At 72.1% G+C, this 17,535-nt stretch carries 11 protein-coding genes and 1 riboswitch; of the genes, 2 read left to right on the plus strand and 9 right to left on the minus strand.

Going from position 1 to position 17,535, the window contains the following annotated elements:
• Window position 1 precedes the first annotated feature (1 nt).
• From cobI to ACFPQ9_RS13965, 7 genes are read right to left on the minus strand one after another with little or no spacing between them, the layout of a single operon-like run.
• A complete protein-coding gene (cobI, locus tag ACFPQ9_RS13935) occupies window positions 2–733 on the minus strand; it encodes a precorrin-2 C(20)-methyltransferase (RefSeq protein ID WP_380852154.1) in 732 nt (243 codons plus the stop codon).
• Window positions 730–2,205 (minus strand): cobyrinate a,c-diamide synthase, encoded by a 1,476-nt coding sequence (locus ACFPQ9_RS13940; RefSeq protein WP_380852156.1) that lies wholly within the window; start codon window positions 2,203–2,205, stop codon window positions 730–732. The genes cobI and ACFPQ9_RS13940 overlap by 4 nt, the downstream gene beginning before the upstream one ends.
• Window positions 2,205–2,804 (minus strand): cob(I)yrinic acid a,c-diamide adenosyltransferase, encoded by a 600-nt coding sequence (gene cobO, locus ACFPQ9_RS13945; protein WP_380852159.1) that lies wholly within the window; start codon window positions 2,802–2,804, stop codon window positions 2,205–2,207. Before cobO ends, ACFPQ9_RS13940 begins: the two co-directional genes overlap by 1 nt.
• Window positions 2,804–4,792 carry a putative cobaltochelatase gene (locus ACFPQ9_RS13950; RefSeq protein WP_380852162.1) on the minus strand — a complete coding sequence of 663 codons (1,989 nt, stop codon included), beginning with the start codon at window positions 4,790–4,792 and terminating at the stop codon, window positions 2,804–2,806. Before ACFPQ9_RS13950 ends, cobO begins: the two co-directional genes overlap by 1 nt.
• Entirely contained in the window at window positions 4,789–8,445 is a 3,657-nt protein-coding gene (cobN, locus tag ACFPQ9_RS13955) for a cobaltochelatase subunit CobN (RefSeq protein WP_380852165.1), read from the minus strand. Before cobN ends, ACFPQ9_RS13950 begins: the two co-directional genes overlap by 4 nt.
• Window positions 8,442–9,953, minus strand: a complete 1,512-nt coding sequence (locus tag ACFPQ9_RS13960) for a cobyric acid synthase (protein ID WP_380852168.1) — start codon at window positions 9,951–9,953, stop codon at window positions 8,442–8,444. The genes cobN and ACFPQ9_RS13960 overlap by 4 nt, the downstream gene beginning before the upstream one ends.
• Window positions 9,950–10,891, minus strand: coding sequence for a cobalamin biosynthesis protein (locus ACFPQ9_RS13965; protein ID WP_380852170.1), 942 nt, complete (start codon window positions 10,889–10,891; stop codon window positions 9,950–9,952). Before ACFPQ9_RS13965 ends, ACFPQ9_RS13960 begins: the two co-directional genes overlap by 4 nt.
• A gap of 99 nt (window positions 10,892–10,990) precedes the next feature.
• Window positions 10,991–11,136: riboswitch (cobalamin riboswitch) on the minus strand.
• A 195-nt stretch (window positions 11,137–11,331) separates the two neighbouring features.
• Here ACFPQ9_RS13965 and ACFPQ9_RS13970 point away from each other — a divergent pair.
• The gene (locus ACFPQ9_RS13970) at window positions 11,332–11,688 is read left to right on the plus strand and encodes a CU044_2847 family protein (RefSeq protein ID WP_380852173.1); all 357 of its coding nucleotides are present in this window, start codon (window positions 11,332–11,334) and stop codon (window positions 11,686–11,688) included.
• The gene (locus tag ACFPQ9_RS13975; protein ID WP_380852176.1) at window positions 11,657–15,958 is read left to right on the plus strand and encodes an nSTAND1 domain-containing NTPase; all 4,302 of its coding nucleotides are present in this window, start codon (window positions 11,657–11,659) and stop codon (window positions 15,956–15,958) included. Before ACFPQ9_RS13970 ends, ACFPQ9_RS13975 begins: the two co-directional genes overlap by 32 nt.
• Window positions 15,959–15,997: 39 nt before the next feature.
• Here the strand turns inward: ACFPQ9_RS13975 and ACFPQ9_RS13980 are convergent, their stop codons facing one another.
• Both ACFPQ9_RS13980 and ACFPQ9_RS13985 read right to left on the minus strand, forming a co-directional pair.
• The gene (locus tag ACFPQ9_RS13980) at window positions 15,998–16,219 is read right to left on the minus strand and encodes a hypothetical protein (RefSeq protein ID WP_380852179.1); all 222 of its coding nucleotides are present in this window, start codon (window positions 16,217–16,219) and stop codon (window positions 15,998–16,000) included.
• Window positions 16,220–16,254: 35 nt separating this feature from the next.
• On the minus strand, window positions 16,255–17,490 hold the full coding sequence (locus tag ACFPQ9_RS13985; RefSeq protein ID WP_380852182.1) for an inorganic phosphate transporter: 1,236 nt from the start codon (window positions 17,488–17,490) through the stop codon (window positions 16,255–16,257).
• Window positions 17,491–17,535: the final 45 nt, after the last annotated feature.

The raw sequence follows: 17,535 nt of genomic DNA on the forward strand, positions 1-17,535 counted from the left end.
GTCAGAGCTTGCCGCCCCGGCCGCCGTCGCGCCGGGCGGGCGCGATCAGGGTCGAGAGATAGGGCAGCGGGGTGTCGTCCAGCTCGGCGGCCGGCCGGATGGCCTCCTCCGCGAGGCCCAGCGCCGACCCCCACACCGCGTCGTCGAGCCGCCCGGTCTCCCGCAGCGCCTCGGCGACCTCGGCCGCCTGCCGCCCGAACTTGTAGGCGACGACGGTGCCGGGCCCGGCGAGCGCGTCCTTCAGCACGGCGGAGCCGGCGGTGACGGGCACCAGCGTGAGCGGCTCCGTCCCCTCGGTGAGGACCGCGCCCGAGCGCGCGGCGAGGTCCTGCATGGCGGTGATGCCGGGCACGGTCTCCACGACGGTGCCGGGCGCCGGCCCGCCGATGGTCTGGGCGAGATAGGTGAAGGTGGAGTACACGTTGGGGTCGCCGATGGTGGCGAAGGCGACGGCCCGATGCTCGCCGAGCAGCTGGGCGACCCGCTCGCCCGCCGCGTCCCAGGCGGCCTCGCGCCGCGCCCGGTCGGTGCGCTCGTTCAGCGCGAACACGACCCGTACGACCTTCTCCTCGGGCACGTAGTGCAGCACGGTCGCCTCGGCCCGCCCCCGCTCCCCGCTGTCCATGACGGGTACGACGACGACATCGGCGGCGCGCAGCGCGTTGACGCCCTTCACGGTCACCAGCTCCGGATCACCGGGACCGACCCCGACTCCGATCAACCTGCTGCTCATGACGTCCGGCACCTCTCCACGAACCGACGGGCGACACCGGGCTCGGCGGCCCAGTGCGTGTGCAGATAACTCGCGTGCACGCCCTGCTGTACGAAACCTTCGACCAGGCGCCGAGGCGACCTGACCCCCCAGGCGGGCGCCGTCCCCGAGCCGGGCTCGACGACGGTCCGATGAAATTCGTGCGCCCGCATCCGCGTCCCCGCGACCGCGAGCGAGCTGTCGCCGACGGCCACGGCGTCCCGGTACCCGAGCGTGAGCCGCTCGCTCATCCGCGCGCTCGCGTCGAGCACCCCGCACATGGGCCGCCCGTCCAGCTCACGGCACAGATAGAGCAGCCCCGCACACTCGGCGGCGACTGGGGCGCCGCTCCGCGCGAACGCGGCGACGGCCTTGCGCAGCGGCTCGTTGGCGGACAACTCGGCGGCATACACCTCGGGAAACCCACCGCCGATGACCAACCCGTGTGTGTCGTCGGGCAGTTGCTCGTCCCGGAGGGGATCGAAGGGGACGACGGTGGCGCCGGCGGCCGTAAGCAGTTCGGCATGCTCGGCATAGGAGAAGGTGAAGGCAGCGCCGCCGGCCATGGCGATTCTCACCCCCAGTCCCACACCACCCAGCCGGCCCGCACCATCCAGCCCGTCCGGCGTTTGAGGACGAGGCCCTTCGGGTCGAAAGCGGGGGTCTGGGGGCGCAGCCCCCAGGGTCGGGACGGGAAGGGGCGGCGGGGGCGAAGAAGCCACGACCTCAGCCGCATCCCAGGCCGCACACGACAACGTACCCGCACCCCGCGCCAGCCCCAGCAACGCCTCAAGATCGCACCCTGCCTCGACCTGCGCCCCCATCGCCGCCACGGCCTCCACCGCGGCGGTGTGTCGCTCGGCGACCGGCACCAGGCCCAGATGCCGCGAAGGCGTGTCGACCTGAGCCGCCCGCCGCAGCACCCCCAGTACAGGCACCCCGGCCGAGTCCAGCGCCTCCCGCAGCAACTCCTCATGCCGGTCCGAAGCGACCTTGTTCAGGATCACGCCCCCGACCCGCACCTGCGGATCCCAGGACGCGAACCCGTGCACCAGCGCCGCCACGGACCGAGACTGCGACGAGGCGTCCACGACGAGCACGACCGGCGCCCGCAGCAGCTTCGCCACATGGGCGGTGGACGCCAGCTCGCCCTCCTTCGCGGCCCCGTCGTACAGCCCCATCACGCCCTCGACGACGGCGACATCGCACCCGCGCGCCCCGTGCAGGAACAACGGCCCGATCAACTCCGGCCCGCACAGGTACGCGTCGAGATTCCGCCCCACCCGCCCGCTCGCGAGCGTGTGATATCCGGGGTCGATGTAGTCCGGTCCGACCTTGTGCGGGGACACGGCGAGCCCCCGCGCGGCGAACGCGGCCATCAACCCCGTGGCGACGGTGGTCTTGCCGCTGCCGGAGGCCGGCGCGGCGATGACCAGCCGAGGGACGGAAGGCATCACCACTCGATGCCTCTCTGGCCCTTCTGGCCCGCGTCCATCGGGTGCTTGACCTTGGACATGTCGGTCACGAGATCGGCGAAGCCGACCAGCTTCTCGGGCGCGTTCCGCCCGGTGATCACGACATGCTGGGTCCCGGGCCGATTCCGCAGCACATCGATGACCTCGTCGGTGTCGACCCAGCCCCAGTGCATCGGATACGCGAACTCGTCGAGCACGTACAGCTTGTACGTCTCGGCGGCCAGGTCCCGCTTGACCTGCTCCCAGCCCTCCCTGGCCTTCTCCTCGTTGTCCATCTGGGCGTCCCGCTGCACCCAGGACCAGCCCTCGCCCATCTTGTGCCAGTCGACGGATCCGCCCTCGCCGGAGGCACCGAGCACCCGCAGCGCGTTCTCCTCGCCGACCTTCCACTTGGCGGACTTGACGAACTGGAACACCCCGATGGGCCACCCCTGGTTCCAGGCGCGCAGCGCCAGCCCGAACGCGGCGGTCGACTTGCCCTTCCCGATGCCGGTGTGCACGACGACGAGCGGACGATTACGGCGCTGACGGGTCGTCAGTCCGTCGTCCGGTACGACACTCGGCTGTCCCTGCGGCATTAAGCGGCCCTCCTCTGTACGTCCTTCACCAGCCCGGCGATCGAGTCCGCACGCAACTCGTCCAGCGTCACGGCCGTACCGCCCAGCTCACCCGCGAGCTGTCCCGCGAGCCCCAGCCGCACCGGCCCCGACTCACAGTCCACGACCACGGAGGCGACCCCGTCGGCCGCGAACAGGCGGGCTGCCCGTCCCGCGAGCGCCACCGGCTCCGGGCCACCCGTGGCCCGCCCGTCGGTCACCAGGACCACCAGCGCCCGCCGCGCCGGATCCCGCAGCCGCTCGACCCGCAGCACCTCGTGCGCCCTGAGCAACCCCGCCGCGAGCGGCGTACGCCCGCCGGTCGGCAGCGACTCCAGCCGGGCCGCGGCCGCGTCCACCGACGAGGTCGGCGGCAGCGCCACATCGGCGGCCGCCCCCCGGAACGTCACCAGGCCCACCTTGTCCCGCCGCTGATACGCGTCCAGCAGCAGCGACAGCACGGCGCCCTTCACCGCACCCATCCGCTGCCGCGCCGCCATCGACCCGGAGGCGTCCACCACGAACAGCACGAGGTTCCCCTCGCGCCCCTCCCGCACGGCCTGCCGCAGATCGTCCCGGCGCACCACCAGGCCGCGCCCCGCCCGTCCACGGGCCCGCTGATGCGGCGCCGCGGCCTGCACGGTGGCCGCCAGATGCAGCTTGGTCAGCGCGCCCCGGGGCCGCCGGGCCCCCGTGGTCCGCCCGTGCTCGGTCCGCGCCCGCGAACGCCGCCCGGCGGCACCGCCCTCACCGACACCCGGCACGCTCAGCGCCTTCGTCCGGAACGGCTCGGACGCCCGTACGGGAGTCTGCTCCCCGGCCCCGGAGGCCTGCGGCTGCCCGTCCTCACCGCCCTCGGGACGCGCGGCCGTGTCGCCTCCTTGCGGGCCGTCGTCGGACTGCGGCGGCTGCACGCCACCCCCACCGGGCCCATCGGGGTCCGGGTCCTCGTCCCCGTCCCCGGAGAACTCCTCCAGAGTCTCGTCGAGCTTGTCCTCGTCGAGTCCGGGCGCGTCAAAGGGATTACGGCGCCTGCGGTGCGGCAGCGCGAGCAGCGCCGCCTGCCGCACATCCTCCGCCAGCACATCGGTCCGCCCGGCCCACGCGGCCAGAGCGGTCGCCGTACGGGCCATCACGATGTCGGCCCGCATGCCGTCCACCTCGAACGCGGCACAGGTCGCCGCGATCTGCCGCAGCGCCCCGTCACCCAGCCGCACCGACGGCAGCAACTCCCGTGCGGCGACGATGCGTTGACGTACGGCGGCCTCCTCGTCGGCCCACCGCGCGGCGAACCCGGCAGGGTCGTCGTCGTACGCGAGGCGCCGCCGTACGACCTCCACCCGCTGGTCGGGCTCCCGCGAGGCCGCGACCTCGACGGTCAGCCCGAACCGGTCGAGCAGCTGCGGCCGCAGTTCGCCCTCTTCGGGGTTCATGGTGCCGACGAGCAGGAAACGGGCGGCGTGCCGGACCGAGACACCTTCGCGCTCGACGTACGACGCACCCATCGCCGCCGCGTCGAGGAGCAGGTCGACAAGGTGGTCGTGGAGGAGGTTGACCTCGTCGACGTACAGGATGCCCCGGTGGGCGTCGGCGAGGAGGCCCGGCTCGAAGGCCTTCACGCCCTCGGCGAGCGCGCGCTCGATGTCCAGGGCGCCGACGAGCCGGTCCTCGGAGGCGCCGACGGGCAGTTCGACCATGCGGGCGGGCCTCGCCAGGAAGGCCCCCGCCTCGTGCGGGCCGTCCGGGCACGCGGCGTCGGGGGAGCCGGGGTCGCAGGAGAAACGGCAGCCGGGGACGACCGGGACCTCCGGCATCAGCGCCGACAGCGCCCGTACGGCCGTCGACTTGGCGGTGCCCTTCTCGCCGCGCACCAGCACACCGCCGACCGCCGGTGACACGGCGTTCAGCAGCAGCGCGAGCCGCAGGTCGTCCTGGCCCACAACAGCGGTGAAGGGGAAGGGGGTGGTCACTTCTCGTCGCCCTCCAGGTCGCCTTCCAGCTCCAGGTACGTGGCGCGCAGCCGCTCCAGCGTGTCGGCGTCCGGCTCGGCCCACAGCCCGCGGTCGGCGGCCTCCAGGAGCCGCTCGGTGATACCGCGCAGCGCCCACGGGTTGGACTTCTTCATGAAGTCCCGGTTCTCGGCGTCGAAGACGTACTCCGCGCTGAGCTTCTCGTACATCCAGTCGTCGACCACGCCCGCCGTGGCGTCGTAGCCGAACAGGTAGTCCACGGTCGCCGCCATCTCGAAGGCGCCCTTGTAGCCGTGCCGCCGCATGGCCGCCATCCAGCGCGGGTTGACCACCCGGGCCCGGAAGACACGGTGCGTCTCCTCGCCGAGCGTGCGCGTCTTCACCTGGTCGGGGGTGGCGCTGTCGCCCACGTACGCCTCGGGGCTGGCGCCCGTAAGGTGCCGCACCATGGCGACCATGCCGCCGTGGTACTGGAAGTAGTCGTCGGCGTCCACGAGGTCGTGCTCGCGCGTGTCGACGTTCTTCGCGGCGACCGCGATCCGCTTGAACGCCGTCTCCATGTCGCCGCGCGCCGCCCGCCCGTCGAGCCCGCGCCCGTAGGCGTAGCCGCCCCAGACGGCGTACACCTCGGCCAGGTCGGCGTCGCTGCGCCAGTTACGGGCGTCGATCAGCGGCAGCAGGCCCGCGCCGTACGCGCCCGGCTTCGACCCGAAGATACGGGCCGTCGCGCGCCGCCGGTCACCGTGCTCGGCGGTGTCCTCGTCGGCGTGCGCCTTCACGAAGTTGCGGTCGGCCGGCTCGTCCAGCTCGGCGACCTTGCGCACCGCGTCGTCGATCAGGCCGACCACGTGCGGGAACGCGTCCCGGAAGAAGCCGGAGATACGGACGGTGACGTCGATGCGAGGCCGCCCCAGCTCGCTGAGCTCGATGATCTCGAACCCGGTCACCCGCCGCGAGGCGTCGTCCCACACCGGTCGGCAGCCCAGCAGCGCCAGGATCTCGGCGATGTCGTCGCCCTGGGTGCGCATGGCCGAGGTGCCCCAGACCGTCAGGCCGACGGACTTCGGGTACTCACCCGTGTCCTGGAGGTACCGCTGGACGAGGGAGTCGGCGAGTGACTGCCCGACCTCCCAACTGAGCCTGGACGGGATGGCCTTGGGGTCGACGGAGTAGAAGTTCCGGCCGGTCGGGAGGACGTTGACCAGCCCGCGCGTCGGGGAACCGGACGGCCCCGCCGGGACGTAACCGCCGTCGAGCGCCTTGAGGATGTGGCCGATCTCGTCCGTCGTACGGGCGAGACGCGGCACGACCTCGTCGCAGGCGAATTCCAGCACGGCGACGGCTGCGGGGAGTTCGGTGCCGAGGACGTCACGGACGAGGCCGGGCGCTTCGGACGCCGTCCAGCCGTTGGACTCCATCCCCTCCGCGACCCGCCGGCACAGCTGCTCCAGCAGGTCGATCGCGTCGGCGGCCGTACGCGACGGACCCTCGACCAGGTCGCTCAGCTCGACCGGCACCTTCACCGGCGCACCCGGCTCGGCGAGCAACTCCTTTTCGCCGAGCCCGAAGTGCTCGGCCAGCGAAGCCCGGAGCCCGGGGAGGGCATTGGCCTGTCCGCCCCACACCTGCGAGGCGCGCAGCACGGCGAGGACGAGATTCACGCGCGGCTCACCGACCGGGCCGCCGCCCAGGATGTGCAGCCCGTCCCGGATCTGCACGTCCTTGATCTCGCACAGATAGCCGTCGATGTGCATGACGAACTCGTCGAAGTCGCCGTCGTCCGGCTGCTCGTCCACATGCAGGTCGTGGTGGAGCTCGGCCGCCTTGACCAGCGTCCAGATCTGGGCCCTGACCGCCGGTGCCTTCGTCGGGTCGAGGTCCGAGACGAGCGCGTACTCGTCGAGGAGCTGCTCCAGCTTGGCCAGATCGCCGTAGGTGTCGGCGCGCGCCATCGGCGGCACGAGGTGGTCGACGACGGTGGCGTGACCGCGGCGCTTGGCCTGGGTGCCCTCGCCGGGGTCGTTGACGATGAACGGGTAGATCAGCGGCAGGTCCCCGAGGACCGCGTCCGGGGCGCAGCCGCCGCTGAGCCCGAGGCCCTTGCCCGGCAGCCACTCCATCGTGCCGTGCTTGCCCATGTGCACGACGGCATCGGCGCCGAAGCTGTTCTCCAGCCAGCGGTAGGCCGCCATGTAGTGGTGCGACGGCGGCATGTCCGGATCGTGGTAGATCGCGATCGGGTTCTCGCCGAAGCCGCGCGGCGGCTGGATCATCACGACGACGTTCCCGAACTGGAGGGAGGCCAGCACGATGTCGTCCCCGTCGACGTACAGCGAGCCCGGGGGCTCGCCCCACGCCTCGGTCATGGCGTCCCGCAGTTCCGGGTCGAGCTTGTCGAACCACGCCTGATAGTCGGCGAGCGGCACGCGCGCGGGCGCCGACGCCAGCTGGTCCTCGGTCAGCCACTCGACGTCGTGCCCGCCGGCCTCGATGAGCCGGTGGATCAACTCGTCGCCGTTGTCGGGGTATTCGGTCACGCCGTACCCGGCCTGCTTGAGCGCGTCCAGCACCCGCACGGCGGAGGCTGGCGTGTCCAGGCCGACCGCGTTGCCGACGCGCGAGTGCTTGGTCGGGTACGCGGTGAAGACGAGCGCCAGCTTCTTCTCGGCGTTCGGCTTGTGCCTCAGTCGCGCGTGCCGTACGGCGATCCCAGCGACGCGTCCGGACCGCTCCGGGTCGGCGACGTACACCGGAACGTCGTCCGGGCCCTGCTCCTTGAAGGAGAACGGGACGGTGATGAGGCGGCCGTCGAACTCCGGGATCGCGACCTGCATCGCCGCGTCCATGGGGGTCAGGGCGGCGTCGGACTCGTCCCAGGCGCTCTTGGACGAGGTCAGGCACAGCCCCTGCAGCACGGGGACGTTCAGCTCGGCCAGCCTGCCGATGTCCCACGCCTCCTCGTCGCCGCCCGCCGACGCCTGCGAGGCGTTGCTGCCGCCGGCGGCGAGGACGGTGGCGACGAGTGCGTCGGCCCGGCCGAGGATCTCGTACAGCTCCGGATCTGCGCCGCGCAGCGAACCGCAGTACACGGGAAGGGCGTTGGCGCCCTGTGCCTCGATGGCGTCGCACAGGGTGTCCACGAAGGCGGTGTTGCCGCTGAGCTCATGGGCCCGGTAGAAGAGCACGCCGACGGTCGGACGGCCGCTCTCCAGGGGCCGGCTGCCGTGGACGCCGTACTCCGGCATCTTCTGCGGCTCGACGAACCCCTCGCCCGTCAGCAGCACGGTGTCGGAGAGGAAGCGGGCGAGCTCGGTGAGGTTGGCGGGCCCGCCCTCGACCAGGTACTTCAGTGCCTCGGCGACCACACCGGCCGGGACCGACGACTCCGCCATCAGCTCCGCGTCCGGCACGGCCTCGCCGCCCAGCAGCACGGTCGGCACACCCGACGCCTTCAGCTTGGCGAGCCCGTCCTCCCAGGCCCGCTTGCCGCCCAGCAGCCGGACGACGGCGAGGTCCGCGCCGTCGAGCAGCGCGGGCAGCTCGGTCTCGACGTCCACGCGCGTCGGGTTGCCGATCCGGTAGTCGGCACCGGAGGCGGCACGCGCCGCCAGCAGATCCGTGTCGGCGGTCGACAACAACAACACTGTGCTCATGCGGGCGCTCCCGGTGGAATGAAAGGCAGTCCTTGCGGCGCGCCCGACTCGATGAGCCGCCACAGCGCGTCCGTGTCCGCGTGCTGTTCGATGAGGTCGCCGAGCCGGTCGAGCTGCTCCTCGCGCAGCGCGGCGAACGAGGTGTCGGGGGCCGGCACGAAACGGCGGCCCGCGGCGGCGGCCACCTCGCGCAGGAACGCCCGCCGGAAGCCGTCCGACTCCAGCGAGCCGTGCCAGTGGGTGCCCCAGGTCTGGCCGACCCGGATGCCGTCCAGGAAGGGTTCCCCTTCGCGTATGTCGGCGACCCCGTGATGGATCTCATACCCCTCGACGTGCTCGCCCAGGGCTTCTCCGACCGGCCGGGTCAGGGTCTTCTCGCGGGCGAACCGCACCCGCACGGGCAGCACTCCGAGCGCGTCCACATGCCCGCGCCGGCTCTCGACCTCGTCCTCGATGTGCTCGCCGAGGACCTGGAAGCCACCGCAGATGCCGAGGACGGGCCGCTGTTCGGCGGCCCTGCGGACCAGGGCGTCCGCAAGTCCCCGCTCACGCAGCCACTCCAGGGCCTTCACGGTCCCCCGGGTCCCCGGAACGACGACGAGGTCGGCGTCGGCGAGTTCCTCCGGCCGGTCCACGAACCGCACCACGACGCCCGGTTCGGCGGCCAGCGCGTCCACGTCCGTGAAGTTGGACATGAGAGGGATGGCACAGACGGCAACCCGCAGCACGTCCTCACCCACGGACGGCGCGACGTTCGACTCCCGCACGGTCCCCCGGAGGGAGACCCGCAGCCCGTCCTCCTCGTCGATGCCGAGCCCGTGCCGGAACGGCAGGACGCCGTACGTCTGTCGTCCGGTGAGCCCGTGCAGCATGTCGAGCCCCGGCTCCAGGAGGCTGACATCCCCCCGGAACTTGTTGACGAGGAACCCTGCGATCAGTTCCTGGTCCTCGGGCGAGAGCAGGGCGACGGTCCCGAAGAAGGAGGCGAAGACACCGCCGCGGTCGATGTCGCCGACGACGAGCACCGGCAGCCCGGCATTGCGGGCGATGCCCATGTTGACGATGTCGGTCCGCCGCAGATTGATCTCGGCCGGAGAGCCGGCCCCCTCACAGATCACCGCGTCATACGTGCCCCGCAACTCGGCGAGACACTCCAGCACCGTCCCGAGCAACTGCTGCTGCCGCCCGCCGTGGTACCCGCGCGCACTCAGCTCACCCACCGGCCTGCCCAGCAGCACGACCTGACTGCTCTGCTCCCCGCCCGGCTTGAGCAGCACGGGGTTCATCAGCGCGGTCGGCTCGACGCGGCACGCCTGGGCCTGCATGGCCTGCGCCCGCCCGATCTCGGCGCCCTCGCGCGTCACGAACGAGTTCAGGGACATGTTCTGCGCCTTGAACGGCGCGACCTTCACCCCCTGCCGCACCAGCCACCGGCAGATCCCGGCGGTCACGACGCTCTTGCCGGCGTCGGAGGTGGTGCCGGCGACAAGAAGGCCACCGCCCGTCATGAGGTACGTCCCTTCGCGATACGGCGCGCGGCGACGCATACGCCGAGCGCAAGCCAACTGACGCGCTTGGACAGCCGTACGGCCCGTTCGACGTCGTGGACGCCCACGGCCCGTCCGTTCCCGTTCAGTACGGGCCGGTGCTCGACCCGGCCGCCGTAGGAGAGGGTCCCGCCCAGCCGCACCCCGAGGGCTCCCGCGAACGAGGCCTCGACGGGCCCGGCGTTGGGGCTCGGGTGTGCGGCGGCATCGGCACGCCAGGCCCGCACCGCACCCCGGGGGTCGTCTCCGGCGAGGGTGGCGAGTACGGCCGTCAGGCGCGCCCCGGGCCAGCCGGCCACGTCGTCGAGCCGGGCCGAAGCCCAGCCGTAGCGCAGATACTTGGGCGACCTGTGCCCGACCATGGCGTCGAGCGTGTTCACGGCTCGGAAGCCGAGCAGTCCGGGCACCCCGCCGACGGCCCCCCACACGAGGGCCCCCACGACCGCGTCGGAAGTGTTCTCGGCGACGGACTCGACGACCGCCCGTGCGACCCCGTCCGCGTCCAGCGCCTGCGGATCCCGGCCGCACAGATGCGGCAGCCGCGCCCGCGCCCCCTCGACGTCGCCTGCCTCCAGGGCCCGCCCGACGGCACGGGCCTCCCGGGCGAGCGAAGTGCCCCCGACGACCGCCCAGGTGGCGGCGCCGGTCAGCGCGAGTGAGGCGGCCGGAGAGGTACGGACGACACGGGCGGCGACGGCACCCAGGGCCACGGCGCCACCGGCGCACACGGCGGTGTGCAGAGCGCCGCGTGCGCGGTCGTCGCGCCACAACACTCGTTCCACGGCGGCCGCGGCCCGTCCGAACGCGGCGACCGGATGCCCGCGGCGGGGGTCGCCGAGCAGCAGATCACCGAGGAGCCCGGCGGCGGCGCCGTACGCGAAGACGCGATCGGCTCGCATCGGGGTCAGCCGACCGTGAGGTCAGACGTGGGTCTGGTACTACGTGTCGATCGGCAGGCGAGCATCGCGTTGTGTCCTCACTCAGGGTGTCCGCGCCCTGGTTCGACGAGACCGGCGGCGAGAGTTCCTGGCTCCCGGGGATTGCTACCCCGGTGACAGTGGCGGGACCGCGCCGGATTCTCACCGGCTTCCTCTTCTGCCGTCGTACTTGGCCCCGGAAGTCCACCACGGGGTTCCGAGGGGCGTCAACTTGCCGTTGACCTGCGGTGGGGGAGTGTGCAGAACCCCACACCGCCGACCGAACGCGCCCGTTCACACCCCTTCGTCATCGCGCGCTCACCCACACGAGGTGACTCCGGGCGTGTGCCTTGCGGGCATCGTGCGCGACGCCCTGCAATACGGGATCGGAGCTGACACCGCCGAGGGGGAGGGCGCGGGCCGTGGGGTATGTGGGCGAGATGCTGCTGGACGGTGGGCAGGTCGTGTTGCTGGAGGTGGCGGGGGACGGGCCGGCGGGCGTCCAGCGGGTCTCCCGCGGCGGTGTGGTCGCGGGAGCGGCCGAGACACTCCAACAGGCCCTCAACCGGGTGCGCCCAGCCCTCGGCGCGGTCGTCGACGGAGCCCGGGGACTGCCGGCCCCGCCGGAATCGGTGACCGTCGAGTTCGGGATCACCCTCAGCGCCGAGGCCGGAGTCGTGGTGGCGCGTGGCTCGACCGAGGCCCACTTCACCGTGAGCATGGAGTGGACGAACACCGTCGAACCGGATGTTCCGGGGCAGCGTGATGGCGCCCGCTGACGACGAACTCCCGCGGAGCATCGCACGGTTCTGGGGCGATGACGGCCGGGTCACCGGCTGCGGCTTCCTGATCGCGGAGCGGACGCTGTGCACCTGCGCCCATGTCGTGGCGGACGCGCTGGGCGTGGACGTGGCTGAGCCGGCACCGCCGGCCGCCTCCGTGACCGTCGACTTCCCGCTCATGGCGCCGCCCTCGGCCCAGATGCGGGCCACGGTCACCCACTGGCGTGCGGTCACCGAGGACGGGGCCGGCGACATCGCCCTGCTGTCCCTCGCGGAGCCCGTCCCGGGCACCGCCCCGGTGCGCTTCGCCGGTGGTACGGCCATGTGGGACCACCCGTTCCGGGTGCTCGGCTTCCCACGGCGGACCGATGACCACGGCGTCTGGGTGTGCGGCCGACTCCGCGCGCCCGTCGGCAAGGGATGGACCTCCATGGAGGCCCAGGAGACGCCGCACGGCCCGGCGATCGGACAGGGCTTCAGCGGAGCGCCCGTGTGGGACATCGAACAGGGCGGTGTGGTCGGTATGACCGTGGCCGCCGATGTCGGCTCCGGTGCGCGCACCGCGTACCTCATTCCCAGCGCCCTGTTGCTCGGCCTGGAACCGGGCCTGCGGTGCTGTCCGTTCCGAGGCCTGGAACCCTTCCGTGAACAGGACGCCGACCTCTTCTTCGCCCGCCGCGACGACAGCGAACGCATCGCCGCGGCGGTCCTGGCCCATGCCTTCGTCCCGGTGGCCGGTGCGTCCGGGGTGGGCAAGTCGTCACTCGTACGGGCCGGTGTACTGCCGTTGCTGCGCGCGGCGGGCCTGACCGTGACGGACTTCGTCGGCCAGCCGGAGACCGATCCGGTACGGACGCTGGCGGCGGCGCTCGGTGGACAGTTCCCCGGGACACGGCACCTGGCGGGGCAACTGGACGCCGCCGCGGACACCGCCCGCGGCAGGAGCACGGCCGTACTGCTCGGTGCCCGTCTGCTGGAGGAAGCCGGACCCCGAGGACATGTGATCCTTCTCGACCAGTTCGAGGAGACGGTCGGGGCACGCCCCGCCGAAGCCCGTGCCCTGCTGGACGTCCTGCTGCCGATGACCCGAGCCGTCCACTCGGCCGGGCGCCGCCTGCGCATCCTGGCCACCCTGCGCTCGGCCTCCCTGGAAGAACTGGTCACCGACGGCCGGGCGGAGGCACTGAGCGGCACCCTTCAGATGCTCGCGCCCATGACTCCCGCCCAGCTCGACGAGGTGGTGCGGCTCCCCGTCGACGCGGTCCCCGGCGTGGAGTTCGAACCGGGTCTGGCGGAGCTGATCGTCCTTGACGCGGGCGGCGAGACGGGCGCTCTGCCCCTGGTGGAGTTCGCGCTCGCCGAGCTGTGGGAGCGGCGGACGCGGGGCCGCCTCACCCATGCCGCGTACCGGGAGATCGGCCGGGTCGACGGGGCGCTGTCCCGCTATGCCGACCAGCAGGTGGCCCAGGTCTGCAAGGCTCCGGGCGGCCCCGACGAGGCCGTGGCCCGCCGTCTGTTCGAACGCCTCGCCCGGCCCGTCAAGGGCAAGGAGTACGCCCGGGTGGCCCGCGCGTTCGACCATCTCCCGCCCGAACTCCGCACCGCCGCCCAGGCACTGGCCGCGACCCGCCTCGTGGTCGTCGCCCGCGACAGCTCTGGCCGGGAGACGGTGGCCCTGGCCCACGAGGCGCTGGTGCGGCAGTGGCCGACCTTGCGGAAGTGGCTGGATGACTCAAGGGATTTCATCGTCTGGCTGGAGAGGCTGCGCGCACGGATGCGGGAGTGGGAGGAGGGGGGACGGCACCCCGACCTGTTCCTGAGGCAGCAGGAGCTGGCGGCCGCCAGAGCCTGGGGGGCTCAGCGGCCGGACGAAGTGTCCGCCGAGGAGGCGGAGTTCGTGCGCCTCAGCCGGCTGCACCGCAGGCGGTCCGTCCGACGGGGGCGGACAGGGGTGGCGCTGGTCGCCTGCCTGACGCTGCTCGCGGTCGGGCTCTCCCTGGGGCTCTACGCGCTCATCGCCGAGCAGGGCCGGCGGGACAAGGAGACAGCCTCCCGGACGCTCGTCGGCCACGCGGAGGACCGTGAGGAGAGTAACCCGATCGACGCCGCGCTCTTCGCGCTGTCGGCCGACCAGACCAGCAGCAGCGCCGAGTCACGGGCGGTGCTGACCCGCCAGAGCTTCGAGCTCTCCTCGCTGCGCTCCGTGCACCGCGTCTTTCCCCCAGGGGATGTGCTGCAGCTCGCGGCCTCGGCGGACGGCCGCCGGATGGTCGTACGGCACGAAGGGGAACACGGGCGCCAGCAGATGTACGCCGTGATCGGCCTTCTCGGCGATGCTCCCCGAAGGGTGCCACTGCCGAATCCACCTGGCCAGGTCGACGAGGTGGCGGTCAGTGACGACGGGCGCAAGGCCGCGGCCGCGTCGGCGGACGGGACGGTGCGGATCTGGGATCTGTCGGGCCCGCTGGACCCGGACCGCATCCCGGCACAGACCTGGAGCTGGGAGTCCCCACCGACCGCCGAGGACACGCAGGACCTGGACTTCTCGCCCGACGGCGGACGGCTGCTGCACGCCGTCGAACCGGACGGGAGCGATGCTCCCTGCGGATCCGACGATCTGGGGAAGTGGCTGCGCACCGTGTCCCTCACCTCGGGAAAACCGAAGGCCGACGGCGAGCCTCCGGACGGATTGCTGAAGCCGGACGAGTGCCTGAAGCAGGCCGCCCTGCGGAACCGGGGCACCAGCGAAGTGACGGTCGCCGCGTCGGACGAGGACTCCGATGAGGCGATCCGCACAAGCCCGGGCGAGCGCCTCGGAGAGGAGCTGTACACGGCTGCCCTGGGCGCGGGAGGGCGCTCGCTGGGGATGCGAACGGCGAACGGTGACTACTGGCAGCTGCGGCTCGGCGCGTCCGACAGCGGGAAAAGCAGCGGCAAGTGGCCTGCCGACTACTCCTTCGAGACCGACTGCTCCGGTCGGTACCTGGTGGAGGACGAGAGGGTCCATGAGGGCCCACGCCCGGAGCTGGAGGAGCTCCAGACAGGTCTCGTGCAGTTGCACGATCTCGTCACCGGGGACCGCTCCCACCTGCTGCTGCCCAGGATGATGTCGACGGAAGCCCTGTGCGTCGTCGAGGACGACGGAAGAACTGTCGTGTTCAGCGCGTACGGCCGGGACCTCCTCAGATTCCAGCCCCGCCCGACGCCCCTGCCCGCGTGGGACGACGTCCCCGGCATGCTGAGGGCGTCGAACTATGCGTCCGAGCCCGACGTCGCCGCGCACTTGCGTCAAGTGGGGGAGGACACCGACCCGTACGTGCTCCACGCGGTCGTGTCCGACGGCACGCACGGAACACGGCACGGCGACGTGCCCATGAAGCCTTCCGGCGAACTCCCGGAATACATCACGCTCAGCCAGGACGGCAGCCTGCTCCTGGTCTGGCGCGAGGACGCCTGGGAACTGCTCGACACCTCGGAAGTCACCCGTCGAGACGGGGACGCGTCCACCTCAGGCCATCGCTTCGTGATCGAGGACGTGCAGCGCTACGGCGACCGGGATTTCCTCCTCCTGGAGAAGGGCGGCCTTTCGGTACTCCACGGCGAGAGCGGCAAGGTGACCCGGGTTCCCCACGTGGACTGTCCGCGCAGAACCAAACTGAACCTCCGTGCGTGTGTCCTGGCCATCGAGCGCCCCGACCATGACGACGAGGTGTTCGTCCTACGGGCCGGCGGCCGGGCGGAGCTCTGGCAGCCGGGGCAGGCCAAGTCGGAGAGGCGCATCGATTTCAGCCTCGTGTCCGAGACAGCGGCGGGCTCGGAGGCGGTGTTCCGCTCCGACGGCGACGTGGTGGCGGTGAGCACGACCAGAGGCGTCGAGCTATGGACACCGGGGCGCGGGAAACCGCGTCTCCTGGCCGGTGACACGGAAGTGGTCGGTCCGTACGACGCGAGTGGGCGTCTCGTGCTCCTCCCCAAGGGCGGCGGAGCCGGGAACCCGGAGCTGTGGAGCGAGACAGACGGGTCGACCCCGCTGCTGACACTGAACGGGCAGCCCGCCGACTGGAGCCTCACCGGCGACCGGCTGCGCGGCTTCACAGGCACCGGATTCCTGGACCTCGACCTCGGGCTGCTGAAGGCCGGCACCGCCGACCGGCTCTGCGAACACCTGGGAACCCGGTCCTTGGACGTGCGGGAAGCGCTCCGCATGTCGTCCTTGCCCGCCCCCGCGCACGCGGACATGGAACAGCCCTGTCGACGTCGCCGTTAGGCGGGCATCGGCAGGGCCGAGGGAAGAGCGTCGAGGTCGTCAGGCCACGATCAGATAGATCCCGTACCCGACGGCCACCGCACACGCCGCGAAGCACACATACGCCCCGGTGACCGCCAGTGCGGCCGACCCGCCCCGGGCGGAGGCCTTCTCCTGCCGGGACAGGCCGGCGACGCCGAGGGTGAACAGGCCCACCAGGGCCACGGTGACCACGAGGCTGACGCCGAAGACGGAGCCGAGAGCCGCCCAGTCGATCTTCATGCTTCTACTTTCTGGATAGCCGGGATACGGGGCGGTCAGACCGTGGCCTGCGAGGACGCGGGCTCGGAGGACGACGGGGCCGGGATGGTGGCCGAGAGGTCCTCGGCCGGCGTGCCCGCCGGGGGCGGGGTGACGGCGGCGATGGCGGTGGTGACCACGCCGGGCGCCTCGTCGGTCTCGTTGACGTTCGTGTGGTCGACGACCTCGCGGCGGGAGATCTTCCAGATCGCGGCGCTGGAGCCGACCAGGAAGACGGCGACCACGGCCGTGCCCCAGGTGCCGAAGCCCGTCACGTACTCCGCGAGCGCGCCGACCAGGGCGGCGGCCGGCAGGGTCAGACCCCAGGCGACGAACATCCGGGTGGCCGTCGACCAGCGGACGACGCCGCCCTTGCGGCCGAGCCCTGCGCCCATCACCGAGCCGGAGACGGAGTGCGTGGTGGAGAGGGAGAAGCCGAGGTGGGAGGAGGCCAGGATGACGGTGGCCGCGCTGGTCTGGGCGGCGAAGCCCTGCTGCGGCTGAAGGTCGGTCAGGCCCTTGCCCATGGTGCGGATGATGCGCCAGCCGCCGAGGTAGGTGCCGAGCGCGATGGCCAGGCCCGCGGAGAGGATGACCCACATGGGCGGGTCGGAGTCGGGGGCGACGGCGCCGCCGGCGACCAGGGCGAGGGTGATGATGCCCATCGTCTTCTGCGCGTCGTTGGTGCCGTGGGCGAGGGAGACCAGGCCGGCGGAGGCTATCTGGCCGGTGCGGTAGCCCTTGGCGGCGGCCTTGCCGTCGGCCTTCTTGCCGAGGGTGTAGGTCAGCCGGGTGGCCAGCAGCGCGGCGATGCCCGCGACCAGCGGGGCGGCGATCGCCGGGATCAGCACCTTGGTGACGAGCGCGTCGCCGTGGACGGCGCCGACGCCGGCCGAGGCGATGGTGGCGCCGATCAGGCCGCCCATCAGGGCGTGCGAGGAACTGGAGGGCAGGCCCACCAGCCAGGTGAGCAGGTTCCAGAGGATCGCGCCGACCAGGGCGGCGAAGATGACCTCGGGACGGATGCCGGTCTCGTCGACGAGACCTTTGGAGATCGTGTTGGCGACCTCCACGGAGAGGAAGGCGCCGACAAGGTTGAGCGCGGCGGACATGGCCACCGCGACCTTGGGCTTGAGCGCACCGGTCGAGATGGTGGTGGCCATCGCGTTGGCGGTGTCGTGGAAACCGTTCGTGAAATCGAACGCGAGTGCGGTTACTACCACAATCGCGAGGATCAGCGAGAAGTTTTCCATTTACCCAGGCAATCGTTCGAGGTCGTTGGCTGGATGAACGTAGGT

The organism is Streptomyces coerulescens (assembly GCF_042657965.1).
Taxonomy (GTDB): Bacteria; Actinomycetota; Actinomycetes; order Streptomycetales; family Streptomycetaceae; genus Streptomyces; species Streptomyces coerulescens.